Here is a 23,797-nt window from a genome sequence, read left to right as displayed (position 1 = left end):
CGCGTCAGGCCTCCTCGATCACGATGATCTCGGTGCCGGGCCCCTCCGCCCGGCCGACATGGGCCTGGACGTCCTCCGCCCTGGTGATCTTGCGGATCAGTGTGGCGTGCGCGCCGTCAGCGACCACGTCCATCGTCGCGACGACCTTGAGCGTGGCGGCACCGGAACGGCCGCCGGCGGGACCGCCCTCTGCTGCTCTCGTCGTCGCGTGCCGCATGATGACGTACGAGATCCGGTCCAGCAGCCAGCGGTAGCCGACGTCGCTCGGATCCGTCGGCTGCACCAGCTCGCGGTGCGTCCGTTGGACGTGCTTGCTGCGGTCGCTGGGAACCGCCAGCGTCGCGCTGAGCGGGTCGACCACCCCGTCCGCCCCGCCCACCAGCGCATAGACCGGCAGCATTACCCGACCGTCGTCGCCCGGGTCGGTGGTCACCCGGTCCGCGAAGGTGGTGGCGATGCGGCGGGCGGTCGAGGAGTGGACATGCAGGACCTTGAAGTCGGGGGTCAGCCAGCTCAACCATCTCGGCACCTTGGTGCCGGCCTGCGGCGTGCCACAGTAGAACAATCCGGCAAGCTTCTCGTACGCCGGGCGGCCGTCCTGGGACTTCGTCTCCGAGTTGATCAGTTTCGTCACTGCCTCGCCGCACAGCAACCCGCCCATGCTGTGCGCGACCAGCACGACCTGACGGTACGGCAGGTCCCGGATCAGGTCGGCCAGATGCTGCGCCTCCAGGTCGATGCTGGTGCCCCGGCGTCGGTCGACCAGGCGCCGGACGCCGCTGGCGTAGTCGTAGAGGCCGAGGTCGGCCAGGGGAAGGTCGGCGAAGAGGTAGCCTGCCAGGCCCCAGGTGCCGTACCGGCTGCCGCCCCAACCGTGCACGAGGAGCACCAGGGTTGGCGGCGCGGCACCCGGACGGCCGTGTACGACCAGCGGATGCCGGGTCCGCTGGTCGGTGCGGGGCAGAGGTGCGAAGCTGTCCTGTTCCACCCTGTTGATCATCGATCGTCCGTCCTCATCCGTCCTGTGCGGCTGGTCGTGGTCGCTGAGCTGACGGTTGGCCGGCCGGCGAGAGCCGGGGTCGTCAAGGTGTCTGTCCACGGTAGATGCTGATGAGGGAGGCTGGTAGTCGGTTAGGTGACAGCCGATGGATCCCGCACCCCGCCGGGTCAGTGGACAGACGCGCCCAGCTGGCCGAGCCGGCGACCCCAGCCGGCGCGGTGGCTGTCCAGCCGGTCAGCCGGCAGGCCCCGGTGGGTGAGCACGACCAGGGTGTCGTCGCCGTCGGGGGTGAGCACCACCTCGACGGTCGAACCGCCGGCTGGCAACACCGCGTCGCCGGGGATGCCCCAGCTGAACACCAGCCGGTGTGGTGGTTCCACGACGAGGTAGGCGCCGTGGGCGGAGACCTTGCCCATGTCGAGCGCGAACACCCCGCCGGGGCGCGGGTCCAGCTCGGCCCGCTCGCACAGCCAGGTGGCGATCAGCGTCGGGTCGGTGAAGTACGGGAAGACGACCTCGGGCGGCGCCTTGATGTGCTCGGTCGCGACCACCGCGGGGTTCACGGGTTGCCCTCCGGGGGGCGGGGATGGGCCGTTTCGACGGCCTGCTTGAGCCGGTGCAGCGCGTCGGGCCAGAACTCGTGGAGGAGCTCGCGCACCGGGTCGAGCGCCTCCCGGCGCAGCGTGTAGAGGCGGCGGGTGCCCTCGCGGCGTTCGGCGAGCAGGCCGGCCTGCTTGAGTACGCCGAGGTGCTGGCTGACGGCCTGCTGGGTGAGGGGGAAGCTGGCCGCGATCCGGCCGGCGGGCAGCTCGGTGTGCCGGACCAGGCGCAGGATCTGCCGCCGGTGCGGGTCGGCGAGCGCCCGCAGCACCGCGTCGGGTGCCGCGGGCGTCGACTCGGTCCGCTCGGCCATGGCTCCAGTCTCTCAGGCGTCGCCGCCGCCCCACGGGGTGCCGGTGCCGGTCCGGGCGTACGACTCGATGCTGGCCATGAATTGTGCCCAGCCGTTGCTGCAGGCGTCCCAGCAGTCCAGGCGCGGGGTCAGCCCAGCGTGCCGGAAGCGCAGCCGAGTGCCCGTGTCGGTGGGCGCGATGTCGATCTCGATGGTGGTGCCGAGCCACTCCTGGGTGTCCTCGGTGGGCCTGGTCCCCGGCACGACGATCGGTTCCCAGACGACCCGGTCCGGACCGGCCTCCCGTACCCGTTGGGTGTGGACGCCGTACCTGCCGAAGTCCGAGACGAGGACGCCGCCGACGGTCGCGTCCCCCTCGGTCGGTCCCCACCAGCGGCTCACCCCCTCGGCGGAGGTGAACAGCTCCGCCACAGTTCGCGGGTCGGTGGGCAGGTCCAGGACGGCTTGGTAGTCGTGTGTGCCGGTGTCCGTGTTGCTGGTCATGCCGGTCTCCTCTCATCTACAAGCATTCGCCTGTACAACGTATCACTTGTGAAATGGATGGGAAGGGTCCTGACGCGCTGTCAGGTGCGACCGGTCAGCGGGCTACACAGTGACAGTTGTCCCTGCCGCGTCTCCGGTGAGAGCGTGCGGGAACGCCGACCGCCGCAGAAGGGTGCCCCGATGACCTCCGACGACCTGCTGGCCCGGCACCGGGCCGTGCTCCCCTCCTGGATGCCGCTGTACTACGCCGAGCCGATCGAGCTGGTCTCCGGCTCGGGGCGGCGGGTGACCGACGCGCAGGGCCGCAGCTACCTGGACTTCTTCGGCGGCGTGCTGACCAACATGATCGGCTACGACATCCCGGAGGTCCGGGAGGCGGTGCAGCGGCAGCTGGCCACCGGCCTGGTGCACACCTCCACCCTCTACCTGATCCGTCAGCAGGTGGAGCTGGCCGAGAAGATCGCCCGGCTCTCCGGCATCCCGGACGCCCGGGTCTTCTTCACCAACTCCGGCACCGAGGCCAACGAGGCGGCGCTGCTGGTGGCGACCAACTTCCGCCGCTCGCAGCAGATCCTCGCGGTGCGCAACAGCTACCACGGCCGGTCGTACGCGACGATGGGTGTCACCGGCAACCGCGGCTGGTCGGCCAGCGGCCTGAACCCGTTGCAGGTGGCCTGGTTGCACTCCGGTGAGCGGCTGCGCGGGCTGCTCGCCCGGCTGCCGGAGGCGGACCGGATCGACGCCGCGGTGGACGACCTGCGCGAGGTGCTCGACACCCAGACGGCCGGCGACGTGGCCTGCCTGATCGCCGAGCCGGTGCAGGGTGTCGGCGGCTTCGTCGCCCCGCCCGACGGGCTCTTCGCCGGCTGGAAGAAGGTGCTCGACGAGCACGGCATCCTGCTGATCTCCGACGAGGTGCAGACCGGCTGGGGTCGCACCGGCGAGCACTTCTGGGGCTACCAGGCGCACGGCGTGACGCCCGACCTGCTCACCTTCGCCAAGGGGGTGGGCAACGGCTTCGCGCTGGCCGGGGTGGTCGGCCGGGCCGACGTGCTGGAGTCGGTGCCGGCGATCAGCTTCTCCACCTTCGGCGGCAATCCGGTTTCCACCGCCGCCGGCAACGCCGTCCTGGACTACCTGCGCGACCACGACCTGCAGGCCAACGCCGCCCGGGTCGGCGCGATCCTCGCCGACGGCCTGCGGTCCGCGACGGCCGGCCTCGACGGCGTCGCCGAGGTACGCGGGAAGGGGCTGATGCTCGCCGTCGAGTTCGTCCGCCCGGGCACGACGGAGCCGGATCCGGCGCTGACCGCCCGGGTGTTCGAGGCGTGCCGGGCCGGCGGCCTGCTGGTCGGCAAGGGCGGCCTGTACGGCAACGTGCTGCGGATGGGCCCACCGCTGACCCTCACCGAGGAGGAGGCCCGCGAGGGGTTGGCCATCCTGGTCGACGCGATTCGGGCCGCGGCGGCGGCGGAGGTGGCGGCGTGAGCGCGAGGAGTGAGCCGGTTCTGCGAGCCCCGCAGTCGCGAATGGAAGGTGGCGGCGTGAGCGCGAGGAGTGAGCCGGTTTTGCGAGCCCCGCAGTCGCGAATGGAAGGTGGCGGCGTGAGCGCGAGGAGTGAGCCGGTTTTGCGAGCCCCGCAGTCGCGAATGGAAGGTGGCGCGGTGAACCGGATCGGGCACTTCGTCGACGGCAAGCGGATCACCGGCGGGTCGGAGCGGTTCGGGGAGGTCTTCGATCCGGCCACCGGGCGGCGTACCGGGAGCGTGGAGCTGGCCTCGGCGGCGGACGTCGCCCGGGCGGTGGAGGCCGCCGAGCGGGCCGCCCGGGCCTGGCGGGACACCTCGCTGGCCCGGCGGACGGCGGTGCTGTTCGCGTTCCGCGAGCTGGTGCACGCCCGCCGGGACCGGCTCGCCGAGGCGATCACCGCCGAGCACGGCAAGGTGCTCGCCGACGCCGCCGGCGAGGTGCAGCGCGGCCTGGAAGTGATCGAGTACGCCTGCGGCATCCCCTCGGCGCTGCGCGGCGGGTTCAGCGAGAACGTCTCGACCGAGGTCGACTCGTACAGCCTGCGGCAGGCGCTGGGTGTGGTGGCGGTGATCTCGCCGTTCAACTTCCCGGTGATGGTGCCGCTGTGGTTCGTGCCGGTAGCGGTGGCCTGCGGCAACGCGGTGGTGCTCAAGCCCAGCGAGAAGGATCCGAGCGCGGCGCTGCTGCTGGCCGAGTGGTTCACCGAGGCCGGCCTGCCCGACGGGGTGCTGAACGTGGTCAACGGCGACAAGGAGGCGGTCGACGCGCTGCTCGACCACCAGGCGGTGCGGGCGGTGTCGTTCGTCGGCTCCACCCCGGTGGCCCGGTACGTGCACCAGCGCGGGTCGCTGGCCGGCAAGCGGGTGCAGGCGCTCGGCGGCGCGAAGAACCACATGGTGGTGCTCCCGGACGCCGACCTGGACCTGGCCGCGGACGCGGCGGTGAACGCCGGGTTCGGCTCGGCGGGGGAGCGGTGCATGGCGATCTCCGCGCTGGTCGCGGTGGAGCCGGTCGCCGACGCCCTGGTGGCGCGGATCGCGGAGCGGATGGCGGCCCTGCGCACCGGCGACGGCCGGCGCGGCTGCGACATGGGCCCGCTGGTCACCGCCGCGCACGCGGACCGGGTCCGGTCGTACGTGGAGGCGGGCGTGGCGGCCGGCGCGGTGCCGGTGGTGGACGGGCGGGACGTCGTGCCGGACGGCGACGCCGACGGCTTCTGGCTCGGCCCGACCCTCTTCGACCGGGTCACCCCGGACATGTCGATCTACACCGACGAGATCTTCGGGCCGGTGCTGAGCGTGCTGCGGGTCGGCTCGTACGACGAGGCGGTGGAGCTGGTCAACGCCAACCCGTACGGCAACGGCACGGCGATCTTCACCAACGACGGCGGCGCCGCCCGGCGCTACCAGCACGAGGTCGAGGTGGGCATGGTCGGCATCAACGTGCCGATCCCGGTGCCGATGGCGTACTACTCGTTCGGCGGGTGGAAGGCGTCGCTCTTCGGCGATCTGCACGCGCACGGGGAGGACGGGGTGCGCTTCTGCACCCGCGGCAAGGTGGTCACCAGCCGCTGGCTCGACCCGCGGCACGGCGGGGTCAACCTCGGGTTCCCCACCCAGACCTGAGCAGCCGCAGCACGCCCGCCCCGGCCAGGTAGGCCACCAGCGCCGGGGCGGGCAGCCCCAGCGGCTCCGGCGCGGCCTTGCGGGTGAGGCTGTTCAGCAGCAGCCCGACGACCAGCCCGGTGTAGCCGGCGACGACGAGCACCAGGCGCGCCTGACCGTCTGGCTCGCCCGTCCGTGGTGTCCGGTTCCGATCAGCAGGCGGTGTGCCGTCGGCGGGCGGGTGGCCGCCCGGGCGCCGGGTGCGGGCCTCGATCGGGCCGAAGACCGCGACCAGGGCGGCGAGCAGCACCGTCAGGGCGAGCAGCCAGGGCACCCGCCACGCCCACCAGGCGCCCGTGCCGACCGTCGGCGTGGGCAGCACGCCGAGCCCGTCTAGCAGGCCTACCAGCAGCACGGCCGCGGTCAGGTGCCAGAGGAAGACGGTCAGCACCACCGCGTTGACCGCGATCACCGCCTGCCAGGGCCGCGTCCGTCGCAGCCACCGGGTGGCCGGCCCGCGCAGCAGCAGGATCAGGCCGAGCTGCGCGGTGGCAGCGGCGAGCAGCGCCACGCTCGGCGGGGCCGCGTTGTCGAGCCGCTCGCCGGGCACGTTCAACAGCGCCACCGGGTACGGCCCGACGACGGTCAGCAGCACCAGGGCGACCAGCCCGACGGCCAGCAGGGTCACCGCCGCGCGCCGGGACAGCGGCAGCCGCCGGCGTCGGGGCGTGGTCGGGGAGCGGGTGTCGTACCAGGCGAAGCCGAGCTGGTGCACGGCGAGCCAGCCGAACAGGTAGTTGCCGTCGGCCAGGCCGGCCGGCCCGAGCAGCCGGCCCAGGTCGCCGAGCGCGACCAGGCCGGCCAGCCCCAGCGGTACGGCCAGCCCGAACCGGCGGTGCAGCGCGTACATCGGTGGGGTGAGTGCCACGACGGCGAAGTAGGCGACCAGGAACCAGAGCGGGACGGTGGCGAACCAGACCACGGTGCGGACGGTGGCGGGATCGGCGCCCCGGAGGGTGGCGACCGCCGCGCCGCCGGCCAGCACCAGCACCAGCGCGGTGGTCGGCCGGACCAGCCGGGCGCTGCGCTCGACCAGCCAGCCGGTGGCGTTCCCGCCGCGGGCCCGGGCCGCGGCCAGCGAGGCGGCGTTGGCGTACCCGCCGACCAGGAAGAACACCGGCATGACCTGGGCCGCCCAGGTCAGCGGGTACGCCCACGGCAGGTCGCCCAGCGCGGAGTGCCCCGCCGGCCGCCCGGACGCGTCGTGGGTGATCACCGTGATGCCCCAGTGACCGAGAACGACCATGGTGATGGCGAGGGCGCGCAGCAGGTCGACGTACCGTTCCCGCCCGGCCGGGGTGCGCTCGGCGAGCTGGCGCAGGCGGCGCATGGGATCAGGCTATGCCAGCGCCGATCCGCAGGCGGCGACATCGGCGCCGTCGTCCGGTCGACTCACCGGGATGGCGCGGTGGCTCTCAGGCTGATCGCGGCACCAGCAGCGCGTGCGCGGCGGCGGGGTCGGCCAGCTCGGGCAGCTCCCGGGCGGCGAGCCAGGCTGCCGCGGCCGCCCCGTCGCCGGCGGGGCGCAGCGGCGCGTCCGGCCACCGCCGGGCCAGCTCCCGGCGGACGGCCACGGTCAGCGGGGTGCCGCCGGTGAGCAGGCCGCCGCCCAGGACCAGCGGCTCCGCGAGGCCGGCGGGTCGGATCCGGGCGGCGCTTGCGGCCAGGTGCCCGGCGGCCTGGTCGATCAACGCGACACCCACCGGCTCGCCCTCGACCGCGGCGGCCACCACCAGTGGCGCGAGCCGGGCCAGCTCGACCGGCTGGCGGCGGGTGACGACCTGGACGACCGCGTCCACCGTGTCGCGAGATCGGGTGGCGACTCCGGCGGAGCCGAGCAGCTCGGCGAGCATCCGGCGGCCCAGCGGCCCCGGCTCCTCGCCCGCGTCCAGGGCGGCCAGCAGCCGACGGACCGCCTGGCGGCCCAGCCAGTAGCCCGAGCCGGCATCGCCGAGCAGCCAGCCGTGCCCGTCCGCGACCCGGTCCAGCCGCAGGTCACGGACCTGGGCGGCGATCGCGCCCGTCCCGCTGATCAGCACGGTGCCGTTCGGGGCTGCGGTGCCCGAGACGTAGGCGATCAGGGCGTCACTGTGCACCGCGTACGGGCAGCGCAGGCCCGCCTCCTGCCAGGCCCGGTCGAACGCCGCCCGCCCGGCCGGGTCGGCCGACAGGCGAGCGGCCCCGGCCAGCCCGATCGCGCCGGCGCGTACCCGGGTGGGGTCGACCCCTGCGAGCGCCGCGCGCAGTGCGGTCAGCAGTTCGGCGGCGGCCGCGTCGGTGCCGTGGCTGGTCGGGTTGCCGCCGCCGGCCCGGCCGGTGCCGAGGCGTTCCCCGGCCAGGGTGAGCGCGACGGCCCGGGTGGACGTACCCCCGACGTCGAGACCGACCACGACGGTGTCGGACATCCGGTGCGCCCTCCCTGGTTCGGCATTGCGAGGCATTCATGCTGGTCGGCGCGGTGCCGCCGGGCAAGGCCGGCGGGGCGGGCGTGGGCGTGCGCCAGGTAACAGTTTGAAAACTTCACCCACACCCTTGACAGGAAGGGCCCTTCAGTAAGAACTTTTACCACTAACAGTTAACACTCTTTTCGGAAAGGCGTTCCCCATGGTTGATCACGAGGTGGACACCCCCGCGGGGACCGCGGTGGTCGACGCCGGACCGGTCGACCGGCGGGGCGCCGACGGGGTGCTGGCCCGGGTCCGGGCCGGGGCGGGGGAGCTGACCGGGGCGCTGCGCCGGGTCGCCGAGCACGTGCTCAGCGACCCGGAGGCGGCGGCCCGGGCCACCATCGTGGAGCTGGCCGAGCGCAGCGGCACCTCGCCGGCCACGATCACCCGGTTCTGCCGGGTGATGGGCTTCGACGGGTACGCCGACCTGCGGCTGGGCATCGCCGCGGAGACCGGCCGGGCCCGCTCGGCCGGCTGGACCGTCGACATCGGACGGGAGATCCAGCCCGGCGACCCGCTGGCGCGGGTGCTCGACCAGATCATGGCCGCCGACACCCGCGCCATGCACGACACCGCGGCCCTGCTCGACCTCGCCGAAGTGGAGCGGGCCGCCGTGGCGATCGCCGGCGCCAACCGGGTGAACATCTTCGGCGCCAGCGGCAGCGCGCTGGTCGGCGAGGAGATGCAGTTCAGCCTGCACCGGATCGGGGTGGCCGCCTGGGCCTGGAGCGACGTGCACGAGGGGCTGGCCAGCGCCGCCCTGCTCGGCGCCGGGGACGTGGCGCTCGGCATCTCGCACACCGGGCAGACCCGGGAGACCATCGAGCTGCTCGCCGAGGCCGGCAGCCGGGGCGCCACCACGGTCGCGCTCACCGGCTTCCCCCGCTCGCCGCTGGCCGAGCTCGCCGACATCGTGCTGGTCACCGCCAGCCAGGCCACCACCTTCCGGCCGGACGCGCTCTCCGCCCGGCACCCGCAGCTGGTCGTGCTCGACCTGCTCTACATCGCCGTCGCGCAGCGCACCCACGACCGCGCCCACGCGGCCTTCCGGCGTACCGCCCAGGCCGTCGACGGGCACAAGGCCGCGAAGGGGACCACGCCATGATCAGTGCCCGCGGGTACGCCGACGCCGTCCGGCCGGTCATCGACCGGCTGGTCGACGACCAGGCCGACGCCATCGCCCGGGCGGCCGACGCGATCGTGACCAGCCTGCGCTCCGGCGGGATGCTCCAGGCGTTCGGCGCCGGCCACTCCGAGGCGTTCGCCGCCGAGCTGGTGGCCCGCGCCGGCGGGCTGGTGCCGGCCAACCGGCTCTCCCTGCACGACCTGGTGCTGCACGGCGACGCCCCGCCCGACGTGCTCGCCGACCCCAAGCTGGAACGCGACCCCGCGGTGGCCCACCGGCTGTACGCGCTGGCCCGCCCGCAGCCGTCCGACGTGTTCCTGATCGCCTCCCAGTCCGGCATCAACGGCTCGGTGGTCGAGCTGGCGCTGCTGGTCCGGGAGCACGGCCACCCGCTGGTGGCGGTCACCTCGGTCGCGCACACCGCACGGGTCGCCCCCCGGCACCCGTCCGGGCACCGACTCGCCGATCTCGCCGACGTCGTGCTGGACAACGGCGCGCCGTACGGGGACGCACTGCTGCCGCTCTCCGGCGGCGGCGCGGTCTGCGCGGTCTCCTCGGTCACCGCCGCGCTGCTGGCGCAGCTGCTGACCGCGGAGGTCGTCCGGCGGTTCCACCAGGCCGGAGAGGTACCCCCTATCTATCTCTCCGCCAACGTCCCCGGTGGGGACGAGCACAACCTCGCCCTCGAGTCGCGGTACGCCGGGCGCCTCCGGCGCACCGCCTGACCCGCACACCACAAGGAGAGACGACGATGTCGATGACCCCTGAGAACCCCGGCGACCTGAGCCGCCGCACGCTGCTCCGCCGGGCCGCCGCGGTGGGGCTGCTCGCCACCCCCGCGGTCAGCCTGCTCGGCGCCTGCGCCACCAGCGGCTCCGACGAGGGCGCGAACAAGGCCGAGGAGGGCACCAAGAGCGCCACCAACCCGTTCGGCGTCAAGGAGGACGCCCAGCTGGAGGTGGTCATCTTCAACGGCGGCTACGGCGAGAAGTACGCCACCGACGTGCACGAGCCGCTGTACAAGAAGGCATTCCCGAAGGCGGAGATCAAGCACCAGTCCACCCAGGCGATCTCCACTGTGCTTCAGCCCCGGTTCGCCTCGGGCAACCCGCCGGAGTTCGTCAACAACTCCGGCGAGAAGCTGATCGACTTCGGCTCGCTGGTCGCCGACGGTCAGCTGATGGACCTCACCGAGCTGTGGGACGCCCCTTCGGTCGACGACCCGGCGAAGAAGGTCCGCGACACCGTCGTCCCGGGCACCGTCGAGGCCGGCTCGTTCAACGGCAAGCCGTACGTCCTCTACTACGTGTCGACGGTGTTCGGCATCTGGTACTCCGGCAAGTTGTTCAAGGACAACGGCTGGGCGCCGGCGAAGGACTGGTCGGAGTTCACCGCCCTGCTGGACAAGATCAAGGCCAAGGGCGTCACCCCGTACGGCTACGCCGGTGCGAACGCGGCCTACTACCAGTGGAACGTGATCCTCACCCACGCCGCCAAGATCGGTGGCACCGACGTGCTGAAGAACATCGACAACCTGGAGGACGGCGCCTGGCAGCAGGACGCGGTGAAGCAGGCCGCGCAGGCGTGGGAGGAGGTCGGCGCCAAGTACGTCGACAAGAGCTTCGAGGGGCTGAAGCACACCGACGTGCAGTTGCGGCAGAACCAGTACAAGCTGGCGCTCTACCCCAGCGGCGACTGGCTGGAGGGCGAGCAGAAGAAGGACACCCCGCCCGGCTTCGACTATCAGCTGATGCCGGTGCCGAGTCTGTCCGCCTCGGACAAGCTGCCGGGCACCGCGGTGCGGGCGACCGCGGGTGAGGGCTACTTCGTCTCGGCGAAGAGCAAGAACCCGCGGGGCGGCCTGGAGTACATGCGTCAGATGCTCTCGGTGGCCGGCGCCAAGGGCTTCACCGAGGTGGTCAAGGCGCCGACGGTGGTGACCGCCGGCAGCGAGGGCTACGCCTTCCCGCCGGGGGTCGCCAGCTCGCAGGCCGCGCTCAAGGCCGCCGGTCAGGACGTGTTCAACCTGTACTTCGACGGCTGGTACAAGGAGCTCGACACCGAGGCGCGAGCCGCCACCAACGAGCTGATGTTCGGACGGATCAAGGCGGATGCCTTCGTGGAGCGGATCCAGAAGCGGGCCGACGCCATCAAGAAGGACAGTTCCGTCGCCAAGTTCACGCGCTGACCGATCGGAGTAGCGGGATCATGCGGCACGGCAAGTATCCATTCGTGATCGGGTTCCTCCTCGCGCCCGTCACGCTGTACGTGGTCTTCGTCATCGCGCCGTACGCCCAGGCGTTCCAGATCTCGATGACCAACTGGCGGGGGCTGTCCGCCCCGCAGTGGGTGGGCTTCGACAACTACCGGCGGCTGCTCGACGACGGCAGCTTCTGGAAGGCCGTCCAGCACCACGGCGTACTGCTGCTTGCCCTGCCGCTGATCACCATCGTCATCGCCCTGTTCTTCGCCTTCCTGCTGAACGTCGGCGGGCGGAGCATCGGCGGCCAGCGGCAGGGGGTCCGGGGGGCGAAGTTCTACCGGGTGGTGTTCTTCCTACCCCAGGTCCTGGCCGTGGCCATCATCGCGGTGCTGTTCCAGATGGTCTACCGACCCAACGAGTCCGGTCTGATCAACGGCGTGCTGATGAAGCTCGGGCTTGACCCGGTGCTCTTCCTGATCCGGCCCAACCTGGCGCTCTGGTCGATCATCGCGGTGTTGGTCTGGCAGGCGGTCGGCTTCTACGTGGTGCTCTTCTCGGCCGGGATGGCCTCCATCCCGGGGGAGATCTACGAGGCGGCCGAGATGGACGGCGCGAGCAGGGTGACCCTCTTCTTCCGGGTCACCCTGCCGCTGCTCTGGGACACCCTCCAGGTGGCCTGGGTCTATCTCGGCATCGCCGCGTTCGACGCGTTCGCCATCGTCGCCGTCCTCTCGGTGGACAGCGGCGGCCCCGACGGCGCCACCACGGTGCTGGCCGTGGAGATCTACCGCAACGCCTTCGTCTACTCGAAGTACGGCTACGCCTCCGCGATGGGCGTGGCGCTCTTCTTCCTCACCATCACCTTCGCGGCGTTGACCTTGCGGCTGACCCGGCGGGAAAGCGTGGAGTACTGACATGACACAGACGACGCTGCCTCCGACGGGCGCCACCTCGCCGGCCACCCCGCCGACCGCCCGCCGCGGGCGCCAGCAGCACGAGGTACGCCTGCTCGCCCGCCTCGGGCACGTGGCGCTCGCCGTCTGGGCGGTGATCGTCATCGTGCCGATTCTGTGGACGTTCCTCGCCGCGTTCAAGAACACCAGCGAGATCTTCAGCAGCCCGTGGACACTCCCGGCCGAGCTGCGCTGGGAGAACTTCGGTCGGGCCTGGACCAAGGCGCACGTCGGCCGGTACTTCCTCAACAGCGTCCTCGTGGTGGGGTGCAGCACCTTCGGCACCATGCTGCTCGGCTCGATGGCCGCCTACGTGCTGGCCCGGTACCGGTTCTGGGGCAACCGGGCGATCTACTACCTGTTCGTTTCGGGGCTTGCCTTTCCGGTCTTTCTCGCCCTGGTGCCGCTCTTCTTCGTGGTGAAGAATCTGGGCCTGCTGGACACCCGCACCGGCGTGATCCTGGTCTACATCGCCTACTCACTGCCGTTCACGATCTTCTTCCTGACCGCGTTCTTCAAGACGCTGCCGAACTCGGTGGCCGAGGCCGGGATGATCGACGGCTGCTCGCACACCCGGCTCTTCTTCCAGGTGATGCTGCCGATGGCCAAGCCGGGCCTGATCAGCGTGGCGATCTTCAACATCATCGGGCAGTGGGCGCAGTACCAGCTGCCGCTGGTGCTGTTGTCGAACGCCAAGGACAAGTGGGTGCTCACCCAGGGCATCGCCGACATCTCGGTCAACGCCGGGTACGAGGCCGACTGGTCGGGCCTCTTCGCCGCGCTGACCATCGCCATCCTGCCGATGATCATCGTCTACGCCGTCTTCCAGCGGCAGATCCAGTCGGGCCTGACCTCCGGCGCGGTCAAGTGATCCGCCGTACCCGCCCAGCCCGATCCACGGGCTCGGCGCGGTGCGCCGGGCTCGGCCGGCGCGGGGGCGGCCGGGGGCTTCAGCGGTGCCAGGCCGCCGGAGGGCCTCAGTGGTGCCAGGAGCGCCAGAGGGCGGCGTAGGGACCGCCGGCGCGGACCAGCTCGTCGTGTGTGCCGATCTCGGTGACCCGGCCGTCGGCCAGCACCGCGACCCGGTCCGCATCGTGCGCGGTGTTGAGCCGGTGCGCGATCGCGATCACCGTCCGGCCGGTGACCAGGGCGGCCAGCGCCCGCTCGGTCCGCCGGGCGGTGGTCGGGTCCAGCGCCGCGGTCGCCTCGTCGAGGATCAGCGTGTGCGGGTCGGCGAGCACCAGCCGGGCCAGCGCGAGCTGCTGGGCCTCGGCGGCGCCGAGCTGGCGGGCGCCGTCGCCGAGCGGGGTGTCCAGTCCGTCGGGCAGTCTCGTGAACCAGTCGGCCCCCACCGCCACCAGGGCGGCGCGCATCCGGTCGTCGGTGGCGTCCGGGGCGGCGAAGGCGAGGTTGTCCCGGACCGAGCCGATGAAGACGTGGTGCTCCTGGGTGACCAGGGCGATCCGGCGACGACGCTCGGCCGGGTCGAGGTCGGTCACCGGGCAGCCGCCGATGCTGACCACTCCCTCGCGGGGCGCGTCGATCCCGGCGAGCAGCCGGGCCAGGGTGGACTTGCCGGCCCCCGACGGGCCCACCACGGCCAGCCGCTCGCCGGGGCGTACCTCCAGGTCGATGCCGTGCAGCACGTCGGGCCCGGCGGCGTACGCGAACCGCGCGCCGCGTACCACCAGTCGCTCGCCGGACGGCGCGGCGGCCCGGCCCGGCGGTTCGGTCGGCACCAGGCCCACCCCGAGCACCCGGGCGTACGACGCGAAACCCCGCTGCGCCTGCTCGGTCCACTGCAACAGCCGGTCCAGCGGCTCGATCGCCTGCTGTAGGTAGAGCGCGGCGGCGACGACCGCGCCGAGCGAGACCGACCCCCGGGTGAGCAGGTGACCCCCGACCAGCAGCACCGCCGCCACCGGCAGCGGGTAGCTGGCCTCCACCACGGAGAAGAAGACGGTACGCAGCCGCAGCGTCGCCCGGCGGGCCCGCCACACCCGGGCGATGTGCCCGGTGCCGTGGGCGACCCGCGTCTCGGCCAGCCGGAGCGCCTCGACCGTCCGAGCGCCCTCGGCGGTGGCGGTCAGCGCCCCGGTCAGCTCGGCGCTGGCGGCCCCCTCGGCCAGGTACGCGGGGCTGGCCCGCCGCAGGTACCACCGGGTCACCGCCGCGATCACCGGCAGCGCGGTCAGCGCGACCAGGCCGAGCAGCGGGTGCAGCAGGAAGACCGCCCCGAACAGCAGCGCCAGCTGCACCGAGGCGATCACGATGGTCGGCGCCACGTCCCGGACGGTCGTGCCGACGGTGGCGACGTCCACCGAGCTGCGGGTGGCCAGCTCGCCGGAGCCGACCCGCTCGACGACGGAGACCGGCAACCGTAGGGTCGCCCCGACGAAGTCCTCGCGCAGGTCGGCGACGGCCCGCTCACCGAACCGGTGGCCGGTGTACTGCGCGTACCGGGACAGCAGCGCCTGCACCAGCACGCAGCCGGCGATGGCCAGCGCCAGCCGGTCGACGGTCGCCACGTCGGTGCCTGCGGTGACCCGGTCGACGATCCGGCCCAGCAGCCACGGCGGGGCGAGCCCCGCGATCGCCGCGGCGCCCTGGAGCACCAGGACCACCGCGACCGACCCGCGGTGCCGGCCGATCAGTCCCCGCAGCGCCCCGCGGACGGCGGGCCGGTCGGCGACCGGCAGCCCGCTCACCGCAGCGCCCCCGCGGCGTCTCCGGGCCGTCCCGCGCCTGGCGACGGGCCGCCGGCCGTCGGGTCGGCTGCCGCTGTGCCACTGGCCGCGGGCGGTCCGCCGCTGGAAGTGCGGTCCGCCGGGTCGGCGCTGTCCCGGGACACCAGGCGTCGGTAGTCGGGGTCCCGGTTCAGCAGGTCGGCGTGCCGGCCGGTGGCGATGATCCGGCCGGCGCGCAGGTGGGCGACTGTGTCGGCCCGGCCCAGCAGCAGCGGAGACGTGGCCAGCACCAGCGTGGTGCGCCCGGTCCGCGCCGCGCGCAGCCGCTGCGCGATCCGGGCCTCGGTGTGCGCGTCCACCGCCGACGTCGGTTCCATCAGGATCAGCACCTCGGGGTCGGCCAGCAGGGCCCGCGCCAGCCGCACCCGTTGCCGTTGGCCGCCGGAGAGGGACCGGGCCCGGGTGTCGAGCAGGGTGTCCAGCCCGGCCGGGAGAGCGTCCACCACGTCCTCGGCGGCCGCGGCGTGCAGAGCGGCAGCGATCCGCTCGTCGTCGCCGGGCCGGGCGGCCTCGCCGGGCGGCCGGGGGAGCAGGACCTCGCGCAGCGGGCCGGCGAACAGGTACGAGTCGTGCTCGGCGACCAGGATGCGGGCCCGCACCTGCGTCAGCGGGATCCCGGCCATCGGCAGGCCGCCCCAGGTGACGTCGCCCGGGACGTACCGGCCGAGCCGGTCGGCCAGCGCCTCGGCGTCGGCCGGGTCGTCGGCGGCCACCACGGTCAGTCGGCCGGCACGGACGGTCAGTCCGGTGACCGGGTCGTGCAGCGCGGCGTCGGCGGATGGGACGGCCGGTGCCGGCCGCCGGGCCACCGGCACCGGCCCTGCGATGGGGGTGCCGCCCACGTCGTCCGGGGTCAACTCGAGCAGCGCGACGATCCGGCGGGCCGCGACCCGCCCGCGGATCAGCTCGTGGCCGCCCTCCAGCAGGAACCAGACCGGCACCACGAGGGTCGCCACGTAGCCGTAGACCGCGACCAGCTCGCCAATGCTGATCTCGCCGCCCACCGCCATCCGGGCGGCCAACCAGACCACCGCGGCGAGGAACAGCCCGGGGATGGCGACCGTCGCCGCGTCGATCCAGCTGTTCACGGCGCCGACCCGGTAGCCCTCGGCCAGCAGGTCCCGGGACCGGGCGGCGTACCGGCGGGCGAACAGGGCCCGCCCGCCGACGCCGGCGAGCACCCGCAACCCGGCCACGATGTCACCGGAGCGGGCGGTGAGGGCGCCCTGCTGCTGCCGGTAGACCGACTCGGCCCGGTCGAGGCGGCGCAGCAGCGGCGCGACGATCAGGCCGACCGCCGGGACGCCGATCAGCACGCAGAGCGCCAAAAACGGGGAGATCGACCAGAGCACGACGGCGATCACCCCGTACGCGGCGACCGCGCCGACCCCGGGCCCGGTCAGCGTGAGCACCTGGGCCGACCAGTCGATGTCGGAGCCGCCGACCGTGGCCACCTCGCCCGCCGCGACCCGACGGGGCAGCACCGCGCCGAGCCGGGACACCTGCCGCAGGACGAGGGTGGCCGAGCGGGCCTTGGCGTCCTCCCGGATGTAGGTCATCGTGCGGTGGCGCATGATGCCCAGGTACGACAGGGCCACGCCGGCCAGCACGATCGCCGTGACCCAGAGCCACAGGGCGCGGCCGTTACCGGTGCGCAGCCCCTGGTCGACCGCGCGGGAGATCAGCCAGGGCCGGGCCGACAGGCCGACCATCCAGGCGGTGCCCAGAAGACTCCCGCGCAGCACCCGCCCGGGCTGGCGGCGGACCAGCCAGCAGATGTACCGCAGTGGCCCGCGGAGGTCCGGAGTGCCGGGCTCGGCGTGGGGGATCTGCGGTGGCATCCGGTCACGCTACCGATCCGGCCGTCGACCCACCGCCCCGTTACTCGCCGGGCGGTGGGCGCCGCGCACGTCGCCGCGCTCTGGTCCTGACCCGGGCGCGGATTGGTTGTCGCACGGGCGAGGCAGAATCACGTCCGTGCTGGTGGCGGTGGTGGCGGACGAGCGGGGCGGGGGAGTGTTGCAGCCCCTCGACCCCGCCGGTCGCCCGACCGCGCCCGCCGAGCCGGTCACCGACCTCACCGCCGCGGTCGCCGCCCGGGAGGCCGCCGACCACCCACGCTGGGTCTGGGCCACCGGCGCGACGCTCTACCCGGCGCTGCTGCGCGCCGGGGTCCGGCTGGACCGCTGCCACGACGTCGAGCTGACCGAGGCGCTGCTGCTCGGCCACGCCGGTCGCTGGGGCGAGCCGCGGTCGCTCGCGGCGGCCTGGGCCCGGCTCACCGGCGCCCCGGTGCCGGCGGATCCGCCGCCCCGCCAGCCCGATCCGCCCGGGCACGCCCAGGGCGCCCTCTTCGACACCCCGTCCGGGCCGCCCGGTCCGGGCATCACGGCGTTGACCCGGGTGTACGCCGACCAGCTCGCCCGGATCGCGGCGACCACCCACCCCGGCCGATTCCGGCTGCTGGTCGCCGCGGAGTCGGCCGGCGCGCTGATCGGCGCCGAGATGGGCGCGGTCGGCCTGCCCTGGCGGGTCGACGTGCACGACGCCATCCTGACCGGGCTGCTCGGCGAGGCGTCCCCGGTCGGCGGCCCGCCGCGCCGGCTGGCCGAGCTCGCCGCCCGGATCGCCGAGCTGCTCGGCGTGCCCGGGCTGCACGCCGACTCGCCGGCGGAGCTGATCAGGGCGTTCGCCCGGGCCGGGGTGGAGCTGCCGAACACCCGGGCCTGGGTGCTGCGCGGCGTCGACCATCCGGCCGTGCCGCTGGTCCTGGAGTACAAGGAGCTCTACCGGATCTGGACGGCGCACGGCTGGGCCTGGCGCGACGCCTGGGTCTCCGGCGGCCGGTTCCGCCCGGAGTACGTGCCCGGCGGGGTGGTCTCCGGCCGATGGGCCACCCGGGGCGGGGGCGCGTTGCAGATCCCCAAGGTGATCCGCCGGGCGGTGGTCGCCGACCCGGGCCACCGGTTCGTGGTGGCCGACGCCGGCCAGCTCGAGCCCCGGGTGCTCGCCGCGGTCTCCGGGGACGCCCGGCTGGCCGCGGCCGGCGGGGCCGGTGACCTGTACGCGGCATTGGCCCGGGACGCGTTCGGCGGTGACCGGGCCCGGGCCAAGGTGGCCCTGCTCGGCGCGATGTACGGCCAGACCGGTGGGGCGGCGCTGCCCGCGCTGGCGGTGCTGCGGCACAGCTACCCGACCGCGTTCGGGTACGTCGAGGCGGCCGCCCGCACCGGCGAGGCGGGCGGCCTGGTCCGCTCGTGGTTGGGGCGTACCTGCCCGCCGGGTGGGGTGGCCGCCGGTGGTGACGACGGTGCTCCCGACCCGGACCTCGACGGTGGCCCGCAGTCGCCCCGGGCCCGGGCCGCCCGGTCACGCGGCCGGTTCACCCGCAACTTCGTCATCCAGGCCACCGCGGCGGAGTGGGCGTCGACGCTGCTCGCCACGCTCCGCGCCGAGCTGGCCGGCACCGCGGCGGAGCTGGTCTTCTTTCAGCACGACGAGGTGGTCGTACACTGCCCGGTCGAGCAGGCGGAGGCGGTGGCCGAGGGGGTGGCCCGCGCCGGGGCACGCGCCTCGGCGTTGCTGTTCAAGGACACCCCCGTCCGCTTCCCGCTGGACCTGTCCATCGTGGAGTGCTACGCCGACGCGGCCTGAGTGACCGGTGTCAGCGGTAGATGTGCACCGGCATGCCGACGCCGATCACCGACCACAGGCGGTTCATCGCCGGGATCGGCACCCGTACACAGCCGTGGCTGGCCGGGAAGTTCGGCACCGAGGTGGCGCCGTGCACCGCGTACCCGTTGTGGAAGTAGTTGGGCCGCCAGAGCAGGCCGAGTGAGCTCTGCCGCCACCCGTCGATCCGCCGCTGGATGGTGAAGTTCCCGGTCGGCGTGGGCGTACTGGACTTTCCGCTGGACGCGTCGAGGATGCGGACCACCGCGCCCTTGCGGGCCAGGTAGAGCACCTGGCGGTCGAGATTCGCCTCGACCGAGTAGCCGGTGTGGGTGTAGCGCGGCCGGGGGACCACCGGATGGGCCAGCGCCGCCCAGGTCCGCGGGCCGACGATGCCGTCGCGGCCGAGGCCGTTCACCTTCTGGAAGGCGACCACGGCGTGGAACGTGGAGCCGCCGAAGACCCCGTCGGCGGCGCCCACGTCGTAGTGCAGGGCGGCGAGCCGGCGCTGCAGGCTGGTCACCGCGGCGCCGCGGGAACCCTGCCGCAGCACCGGCTGGGACGTGGCCAGCGCCTGGCCGGCGAGGGGCGTGGCCGCCGCAGTCCACGCGGGTGCGGCGGACGCCGGCTGGGCGGGGGCGAACAGGCCGGTGGCGACCAGCACGGCCGCCCCGAGCGCCGCGCCGGCGCGGGGGTGTCGCCGGTGGGTGGTGGGTGGGACGGGAATCATCGCTTCTCCCTCCGAACTCCGAGATCTGAGCGTAGTTCGCGAAGGTGTCGCGCCGCTGCCCCGCCGAGGGTCCCGTCCGGGGCCAATTATCCGTTTCGCCCCGACACTCATCGTGCTGGTGCTCGTTGCATGGGGTGTGCGTACCAGGGGACGGAAGCGGCGTGCCGCCGCGGCGCGTGTCGACAGTGGAGGTGGCCCGCTGAGCCGGATCGCAGGGATGATCATCGCGGCCGGCGGGGGGCGTCGGATCGGCGGACCCGAGGCGTTGCTGCACCAGGGCGAGAAGCCGCTGGTGGACCAGATGATCGACACGATGACCGAGGCGGGCTGCGAGCACATCGTGGTCGTCCTGGGCGCCGCCGCCGACCAGGTCCGGGAGACCGCCGACCTGTCCCGGGCCACCGTGGTGGTCAACCGGGCGTGGGGCACCGGGGTCGGCTCCTCCATCCGGGCCGGGCTGGCCGCCCTCACCGACGAGGGGATCGAGGCGGTGGTGGTGGTGCCGGTGGACATGCCCGGCCTGACCGCCGGGGCGGTACGCCGCGTCGCCGCGCTGCCGTACCCGGACGTGCTGGTCTGCGCCACCTACGACGGGCTGCGCGGCTACCCGATGCTCTTCGGCCGCCGGCACTGGGCCGGCATCGCCACCCTGGCCAGCGCGGACGTCGGCGCCCGACCGTACCTGCTGGCGCACAAGGACCAGATCGTGGACATCTCCTGCGACTCGGTGGCCGACGGCAGCCGGGTCGACACGCCGGAGCTGATGGCGCTCTACGGGCTGACCGTCCCCCCGCAACGGGTCGGGGTCTGACCCGGCGAGTCAGTCCCGCGCCGTCCGCCGCGGTCGGGGGGCGCCACCAAGGCGGCCGAGCGGCGATACTCGTCGTCATGTGCCGACTCGCTGCCGCCCTGCTGTTCCTGGCCGCCCTGGCCGGCTGCGCCGAGCCGGGGAGCATCCCCGAGTCGGCCATCTCCACCGGTCAGCCCGAGTGGACCACCTCCCAGGCGGAGGTCACCGGGGTACGCGTCGCCGCGGACCCGCGCTCGCTGGTGCTCACCCTGGCGCTGCCCGGCGGCGCCGACGGCTGCTCCCGAGGCCCCCGGGTCACCACCGTCACCGAGGAGAACGGCCGGATCTACGCCAACGTGGTGCACGAGTCCCGCCTGACGCAGGTGGTCGGCGCCTGCCCCACGCACACGCCCGGCGAGGTGACGCTGACCGTCCCCGGTCCCGTCGGCGGCCGGACCCTGGTGCTCAACCAGGAGCCCTGGAAGCGCACGGGCGACACGTACGGGCGCTGCGACGCGACGTTCGGCTGCGACCCGATGCCGGCCGACCACTGTGACCCGGCCTGGATCAGCGTCGCGGTGGGCCACATGGACGTGTCCCGGCACTCCACCGGCTCCGTCGAGGGCTGCGACGGCAGGTGGTTGGTGATGACGGTGCCGTTCGATCCGGTGCCGTGCGGTGTCGAGGCGCGACCGAGCTGCGCCCCCACGGTCGACGTGCGCCGGTACTTCCTGCGCTGGAGGGGCGGCGACGGCTGGGTCACCGTCGCCGGCTCGACGCAGGTCGGCTGCGGCACCATCCGTACTGTGGAACCGGCCTTCCCTGCCGCGCTCTGCGCCCGGTTGCCACGACCCTGACCACCGGCCCCCACGGTCCCGGCCCGCGCGCCGGCGGCCCGGCCGCCGCAACGGAGCCGGTGCCCGGTCAGACCTCGATGTTGAAGCGGTGCAGCACCGACGGCGCGACCAGGCCCAGGGTGGCCAGCACCGACAGCACGGTGAGCGCGAGGCGCAGCCCCACCACCTCCGCCTTGCTGCCGGTACGCAGCGCGATGCTGTTCGGCAGGCCGATCATCGTCCACATCCGGCGCTTGATCGGGATCGGCCACAGCAGTGGCACCCCGGCCTTGGTGATCATGTCGCCGAGGATGTGGGTGAGGCAGCCGACCGCGACGGCGAGCCCGATCATCGGATAACCCCGGTCGCCGGGCAGCGTGGCGAACGTGTACCAGGCGGCCGCCGCCGAGGTCAGCGTGACGATCACCCAGCCGGCCCGTTCGGCCCACTCGTCGAACAGCCCGCGCAGCGCCAGCCCGATCATGAAGAACAGGATGCTCACCACCGCCCACTTGCCGTACGCGGCGCAGAGCGTGGTGGTGCCCCAGCCGACCAGGGCGGTGAACGGCAGGGTGTGGGTCAGCGTGCGGTGGCCGTTGTTGCGGCGCGGGTCCCGGCTGAGCTTGGTGGCGTAGTAGACGCCGAGCGAGATCTTCTCGATCACCTCGGCCACGAAGAGCGAGAAGACGCCGAACGTCCGGGCGACCGTCGCGCCACCCTGGTTGCGGGTGACCTTGCCGGACAGGTCCAGGTCGGGGAAGAGCGCGCCGCCCGCGCAGACCGCGGTGCCTACCGCCAGCGCCAGCGGTGACTGGTGGTAGTCGGCGAAGTGGTCCAGCGCCCACGACCCGGTGAGCCACACCGCCGCGCCGGACAGCGCGTGGGACGGTCCCATCATCTCGCTCGCCCCTCCCCAGGTTCTTGATCCACAAAAACTACGCCACTGTCTCAGAGGCGCCGGCGAGGGGCAATCACCCGGCCCTCCACTGCGGACGGAGTCAGGGCGTCGGGGGCCGGAAGCTCTGCCGGATCATCAAGAAGTATTCCCGGTTGACCTGCCAGTCGAATTGGTTTGTCAGCCATGAGACGGTGTACGCCCGGCCCGGCGCGACCGTCATGATCAGTCGGGCGGTCTGCACCCGGGTGCCCGCCGCGGTGGTCCACGCGCACTCCCACAGCGCCCCGCCGGCGAACATGTCCAGCGGGGTGATCGCCACCTGCTGGTACCCGGTCAGCTTCCCGTTGCCGGTCAGCCGCCGCTCCTCGCTCTTCCAGTAGCGCACCGGGTCGGCCGGCGCCGCTCCCGGCGTCACGCTGAGCACCCGCGACCCGCCCGGCTCGCGGAAACAGGTCGCCGCGCCGTCGGTGTAGCGCAGCCACCGCGTCGGGGCGGCGATCCGGAAGCCGGTCGGGTCCGTGTACCAGGTCCAGCCGTCGATCAGGCCGTAGCGCTCGTCGGGCGGAGGCGGCGCGGTCGGCACCGGGACGGCCTGCGGCGGAGCGGCGGCCGAGCACGCGAACGCGCCCGGACGCGGTGAGGGGGTGCCGGAGCCGGCGCCCGGCGAGGACGTGCCGCCACCGACGCCGGGTGAGGGCGGCAACGCCCGCTCCTCGCCCCGCTGGCTGAGCACGGCGCCACCGGCCGCCAGCAGTGCGACGGTGACGCCGGCCGCGACGAGGACTGCTCGCCGACGACCGGTCGAGCGTCGCACCGGAGCCGCCGGCAGGGCGGGTGGAGTCGGCCCGGTGTCCGGGTCCGCCGGGCCGCCGAGCGCCGGGCGGGTGATCCCACCGGGCCGCGGCGCCAGGTGCTCCGGCGGCCGCCCGGCCACCGGGACGGCGTCCCCCGCCGCGAGCGCGGCGCGCAGCAGCGACTCGGTCTGGGCGCCGTCGAGCCGCTGCGCCGGGTCGCGCCGTAGCAGGCCGGTCAGCACCGGGCCGAGCGGGCCGGCCCGGCGGACCGGGTCGGGCGGTTCGGTGGCCAGCGCGCTCAGTGTCGCCATCGAGCTGCCCCGGGCGTACGGGGACTGCCCCTCGACGGCGGCGTAGAGCGTGGCGCCCAGCGACCACATGTCGGTACGCGGGTTCGAGACGCCCTCGCGGGCCCGCTCCGGTGCGACGAACTGGGGCGAGCCGAGCACCATGCCGGGGCCGGTCATCAACCCGTCGCCGCCGTCGAAGGTGGCCAGCCCGAAGTCGGTCAGCACCACCCGGCCGTCCGTGGCGACCAGCACGTTGTGCGGCTTGACGTCCCGGTGCAGCACCCCGGCGGCGTGCGCGGCGCGCAGCGCGGCCAGCACCGACAGCCCGATCTCAGCGACCCGGGACGGGGCCAGCGGCCCGTCGGTGGTGAGGATCTGCTGCACCGAGCGGGACGGCACGTACTCCATGACGATCCACGGGCTGTCCTGGAAGTGCACCACGTCGTAGATGCGGACCACGTTCGGGTGGTTGAGCCGGGCGGCCGTACGCGCCTCGCGCAGTGTCCGCAGCCGCAGCTCCTCCCGCTCGGACTCGGCCAGCCAGTTCGGCGGGACGACCTCCTTCACCGCGACGTCGCGGTGCAGCATCTCGTCCCGGGCCAGCCAGACCCGGCCCATCCCTCCGGTGCCCACCAGATCGAGCAGCCGGTACCGCCCGGCGACCAGCAGCTGCTCCACGCGCTCCCCCTCGACTACCCCTGGTACACGATATCCAGGGCCG

The 23,797-nt window shown here is 73.7% G+C and carries 21 protein-coding genes; 10 read left to right on the top strand and 11 right to left on the bottom strand.

Features of this window, described 5'->3' with window-relative positions:
- Positions 1 to 4: 4 nt before the first annotated feature.
- The 4 genes from ACFY3U_RS14495 to ACFY3U_RS14480 form a co-directional block, all read right to left on the bottom strand.
- Positions 5 to 1,000, bottom strand: a complete 996-nt coding sequence (locus ACFY3U_RS14495; RefSeq protein ID WP_387200495.1) for an esterase/lipase family protein — start codon at positions 998 to 1,000, stop codon at positions 5 to 7.
- A gap of 167 nt (positions 1,001 to 1,167) precedes the next feature.
- Positions 1,168 to 1,563: an SRPBCC domain-containing protein gene (locus ACFY3U_RS14490; protein ID WP_387200492.1), complete on the bottom strand. Its 396-nt coding sequence runs from the start codon at positions 1,561 to 1,563 to the stop codon at positions 1,168 to 1,170.
- Entirely contained in the window at positions 1,560 to 1,913 is a 354-nt protein-coding gene (locus tag ACFY3U_RS14485) for an ArsR/SmtB family transcription factor (protein ID WP_387200489.1), read from the bottom strand. Before ACFY3U_RS14485 ends, ACFY3U_RS14490 begins: the two co-directional genes overlap by 4 nt.
- Before the next feature lie 12 nt (positions 1,914 to 1,925).
- Positions 1,926 to 2,396, bottom strand: coding sequence for an SRPBCC domain-containing protein (locus tag ACFY3U_RS14480; protein WP_387200486.1), 471 nt, complete (start codon positions 2,394 to 2,396; stop codon positions 1,926 to 1,928).
- 180 nt (positions 2,397 to 2,576) lie between these two features.
- Here ACFY3U_RS14480 and ACFY3U_RS14475 point away from each other — a divergent pair, with 180 nt between their 5' ends.
- Both ACFY3U_RS14475 and ACFY3U_RS14470 read left to right on the top strand, forming a co-directional pair.
- Positions 2,577 to 3,884 (top strand): aspartate aminotransferase family protein, encoded by a 1,308-nt coding sequence (locus tag ACFY3U_RS14475; protein WP_387200483.1) that lies wholly within the window; start codon positions 2,577 to 2,579, stop codon positions 3,882 to 3,884.
- A 176-nt stretch (positions 3,885 to 4,060) separates the two neighbouring features.
- Entirely contained in the window at positions 4,061 to 5,551 is a 1,491-nt protein-coding gene (locus tag ACFY3U_RS14470; protein WP_387200480.1) for a CoA-acylating methylmalonate-semialdehyde dehydrogenase, read from the top strand.
- On the opposite strand, the gene ACFY3U_RS14465 is transcribed toward ACFY3U_RS14470, so the two are convergent.
- Complete coding sequence (locus ACFY3U_RS14465) at positions 5,523 to 6,920, bottom strand: acyltransferase (protein WP_387200478.1); 1,398 nt, start codon at positions 6,918 to 6,920, stop codon at positions 5,523 to 5,525. The two genes, ACFY3U_RS14470 and ACFY3U_RS14465, sit on opposite strands and share 29 nt — an antisense overlap.
- An 85-nt stretch (positions 6,921 to 7,005) precedes the next feature.
- On the bottom strand, positions 7,006 to 7,995 hold the full coding sequence (locus ACFY3U_RS14460; RefSeq protein WP_387200475.1) for an N-acetylglucosamine kinase: 990 nt from the start codon (positions 7,993 to 7,995) through the stop codon (positions 7,006 to 7,008).
- A gap of 199 nt (positions 7,996 to 8,194) precedes the next feature.
- Between ACFY3U_RS14460 and ACFY3U_RS14455 the strand changes: the two genes are divergently transcribed.
- From ACFY3U_RS14455 to ACFY3U_RS14435, 5 genes are read left to right on the top strand one after another with little or no spacing between them, the layout of a single operon-like run.
- Complete coding sequence (locus ACFY3U_RS14455; RefSeq protein WP_387200472.1) at positions 8,195 to 9,142, top strand: MurR/RpiR family transcriptional regulator; 948 nt, start codon at positions 8,195 to 8,197, stop codon at positions 9,140 to 9,142.
- Positions 9,139 to 9,888, top strand: a complete 750-nt coding sequence (locus ACFY3U_RS14450; RefSeq protein WP_387200469.1) for a sugar isomerase domain-containing protein — start codon at positions 9,139 to 9,141, stop codon at positions 9,886 to 9,888. The genes ACFY3U_RS14455 and ACFY3U_RS14450 overlap by 4 nt, the downstream gene beginning before the upstream one ends.
- Positions 9,889 to 9,914: 26 nt before the next feature.
- On the top strand, positions 9,915 to 11,351 hold the full coding sequence (ngcE, locus tag ACFY3U_RS14445; protein ID WP_387200466.1) for an N-acetylglucosamine/diacetylchitobiose ABC transporter substrate-binding protein: 1,437 nt from the start codon (positions 9,915 to 9,917) through the stop codon (positions 11,349 to 11,351).
- Positions 11,352 to 11,371: 20 nt separating this feature from the next.
- Positions 11,372 to 12,280, top strand: a complete 909-nt coding sequence (locus tag ACFY3U_RS14440; protein WP_387200463.1) for a carbohydrate ABC transporter permease — start codon at positions 11,372 to 11,374, stop codon at positions 12,278 to 12,280.
- A 1-nt stretch (position 12,281) separates the two neighbouring features.
- Complete coding sequence (locus tag ACFY3U_RS14435) at positions 12,282 to 13,190, top strand: carbohydrate ABC transporter permease (protein ID WP_387200460.1); 909 nt, start codon at positions 12,282 to 12,284, stop codon at positions 13,188 to 13,190.
- Positions 13,191 to 13,296: 106 nt separating this feature from the next.
- On the opposite strand, the gene ACFY3U_RS14430 is transcribed toward ACFY3U_RS14435, so the two are convergent.
- The gene (locus ACFY3U_RS14430) at positions 13,297 to 15,027 is read right to left on the bottom strand and encodes an ABC transporter ATP-binding protein (protein ID WP_387200457.1); all 1,731 of its coding nucleotides are present in this window, start codon (positions 15,025 to 15,027) and stop codon (positions 13,297 to 13,299) included.
- On the bottom strand, positions 15,024 to 16,907 hold the full coding sequence (locus tag ACFY3U_RS14425) for an ABC transporter ATP-binding protein (protein WP_387200454.1): 1,884 nt from the start codon (positions 16,905 to 16,907) through the stop codon (positions 15,024 to 15,026). The genes ACFY3U_RS14430 and ACFY3U_RS14425 overlap by 4 nt, the downstream gene beginning before the upstream one ends.
- A gap of 136 nt (positions 16,908 to 17,043) precedes the next feature.
- Between ACFY3U_RS14425 and ACFY3U_RS14420 the strand changes: the two genes are divergently transcribed.
- Entirely contained in the window at positions 17,044 to 18,720 is a 1,677-nt protein-coding gene (locus ACFY3U_RS14420; protein ID WP_387200451.1) for a bifunctional 3'-5' exonuclease/DNA polymerase, read from the top strand.
- Between the two features lie 10 nt (positions 18,721 to 18,730).
- Here the strand turns inward: ACFY3U_RS14420 and ACFY3U_RS14415 are convergent, their stop codons facing one another.
- Positions 18,731 to 19,468: a L,D-transpeptidase family protein gene (locus ACFY3U_RS14415; protein WP_387200448.1), complete on the bottom strand. Its 738-nt coding sequence runs from the start codon at positions 19,466 to 19,468 to the stop codon at positions 18,731 to 18,733.
- 217 nt (positions 19,469 to 19,685) lie between these two features.
- Here ACFY3U_RS14415 and ACFY3U_RS14410 point away from each other — a divergent pair, with 217 nt between their 5' ends.
- Both ACFY3U_RS14410 and ACFY3U_RS14405 read left to right on the top strand, forming a co-directional pair.
- On the top strand, positions 19,686 to 20,279 hold the full coding sequence (locus ACFY3U_RS14410) for an NTP transferase domain-containing protein (RefSeq protein ID WP_387200445.1): 594 nt from the start codon (positions 19,686 to 19,688) through the stop codon (positions 20,277 to 20,279).
- A gap of 77 nt (positions 20,280 to 20,356) precedes the next feature.
- A complete protein-coding gene (locus ACFY3U_RS14405) occupies positions 20,357 to 21,115 on the top strand; it encodes a hypothetical protein (RefSeq protein WP_387200442.1) in 759 nt (252 codons plus the stop codon).
- Between the two features lie 67 nt (positions 21,116 to 21,182).
- Here ACFY3U_RS14405 and ACFY3U_RS14400 read toward each other — a convergent pair whose 3' ends face one another.
- Both ACFY3U_RS14400 and ACFY3U_RS14395 read right to left on the bottom strand, forming a co-directional pair.
- Positions 21,183 to 21,992, bottom strand: coding sequence for a metal-dependent hydrolase (locus ACFY3U_RS14400; RefSeq protein WP_387200439.1), 810 nt, complete (start codon positions 21,990 to 21,992; stop codon positions 21,183 to 21,185).
- Positions 21,993 to 22,092: 100 nt separating this feature from the next.
- Positions 22,093 to 23,754 (bottom strand): serine/threonine-protein kinase, encoded by a 1,662-nt coding sequence (locus ACFY3U_RS14395; protein WP_387200436.1) that lies wholly within the window; start codon positions 23,752 to 23,754, stop codon positions 22,093 to 22,095.
- Positions 23,755 to 23,797 lie beyond the last annotated feature (43 nt).

It is taken from the genome of Micromonospora sp. NPDC000089 (assembly GCF_042899365.1).
Classification (GTDB): Bacteria; Actinomycetota; Actinomycetes; order Mycobacteriales; family Micromonosporaceae; genus Micromonospora.
The sequence above is the reverse complement of the archived record's forward strand: the minus strand, read 5'-3'. Positions and strand labels throughout refer to the sequence as shown.

Excerpts from the sequence above, each read along its gene's own strand:
- ACFY3U_RS14495 (WP_387200495.1), bottom strand. The coding sequence starts at position 1,000 with ATGATCAACAGGGTGGAACAGGACAGCTTCGCACCTCTGCCCCGCACC.
- ACFY3U_RS14485 (WP_387200489.1), bottom strand. The coding sequence starts at position 1,913 with ATGGCCGAGCGGACCGAGTCGACGCCCGCGGCACCCGACGCGGTGCTG.
- ACFY3U_RS14480 (WP_387200486.1), bottom strand. The coding sequence starts at position 2,396 with ATGACCAGCAACACGGACACCGGCACACACGACTACCAAGCCGTCCTG.
- ACFY3U_RS14475 (WP_387200483.1), top strand. The coding sequence starts at position 2,577 with ATGACCTCCGACGACCTGCTGGCCCGGCACCGGGCCGTGCTCCCCTCC.
- ACFY3U_RS14465 (WP_387200478.1), bottom strand. The coding sequence starts at position 6,920 with ATGCGCCGCCTGCGCCAGCTCGCCGAGCGCACCCCGGCCGGGCGGGAA.
- ACFY3U_RS14460 (WP_387200475.1), bottom strand. The coding sequence starts at position 7,995 with ATGTCCGACACCGTCGTGGTCGGTCTCGACGTCGGGGGTACGTCCACC.
- ACFY3U_RS14455 (WP_387200472.1), top strand. The coding sequence starts at position 8,195 with ATGGTTGATCACGAGGTGGACACCCCCGCGGGGACCGCGGTGGTCGAC.
- ACFY3U_RS14450 (WP_387200469.1), top strand. The coding sequence starts at position 9,139 with ATGATCAGTGCCCGCGGGTACGCCGACGCCGTCCGGCCGGTCATCGAC.
- ngcE (WP_387200466.1), top strand. The coding sequence starts at position 9,915 with ATGTCGATGACCCCTGAGAACCCCGGCGACCTGAGCCGCCGCACGCTG.
- ACFY3U_RS14440 (WP_387200463.1), top strand. The coding sequence starts at position 11,372 with ATGCGGCACGGCAAGTATCCATTCGTGATCGGGTTCCTCCTCGCGCCC.
- ACFY3U_RS14435 (WP_387200460.1), top strand. The coding sequence starts at position 12,282 with ATGACACAGACGACGCTGCCTCCGACGGGCGCCACCTCGCCGGCCACC.
- ACFY3U_RS14425 (WP_387200454.1), bottom strand. The coding sequence starts at position 16,907 with ATGCCACCGCAGATCCCCCACGCCGAGCCCGGCACTCCGGACCTCCGC.
- ACFY3U_RS14415 (WP_387200448.1), bottom strand. The coding sequence starts at position 19,468 with ATGATTCCCGTCCCACCCACCACCCACCGGCGACACCCCCGCGCCGGC.
- ACFY3U_RS14410 (WP_387200445.1), top strand. The coding sequence starts at position 19,686 with ATGATCATCGCGGCCGGCGGGGGGCGTCGGATCGGCGGACCCGAGGCG.
- ACFY3U_RS14405 (WP_387200442.1), top strand. The coding sequence starts at position 20,357 with ATGTGCCGACTCGCTGCCGCCCTGCTGTTCCTGGCCGCCCTGGCCGGC.
- ACFY3U_RS14400 (WP_387200439.1), bottom strand. The coding sequence starts at position 21,992 with ATGATGGGACCGTCCCACGCGCTGTCCGGCGCGGCGGTGTGGCTCACC.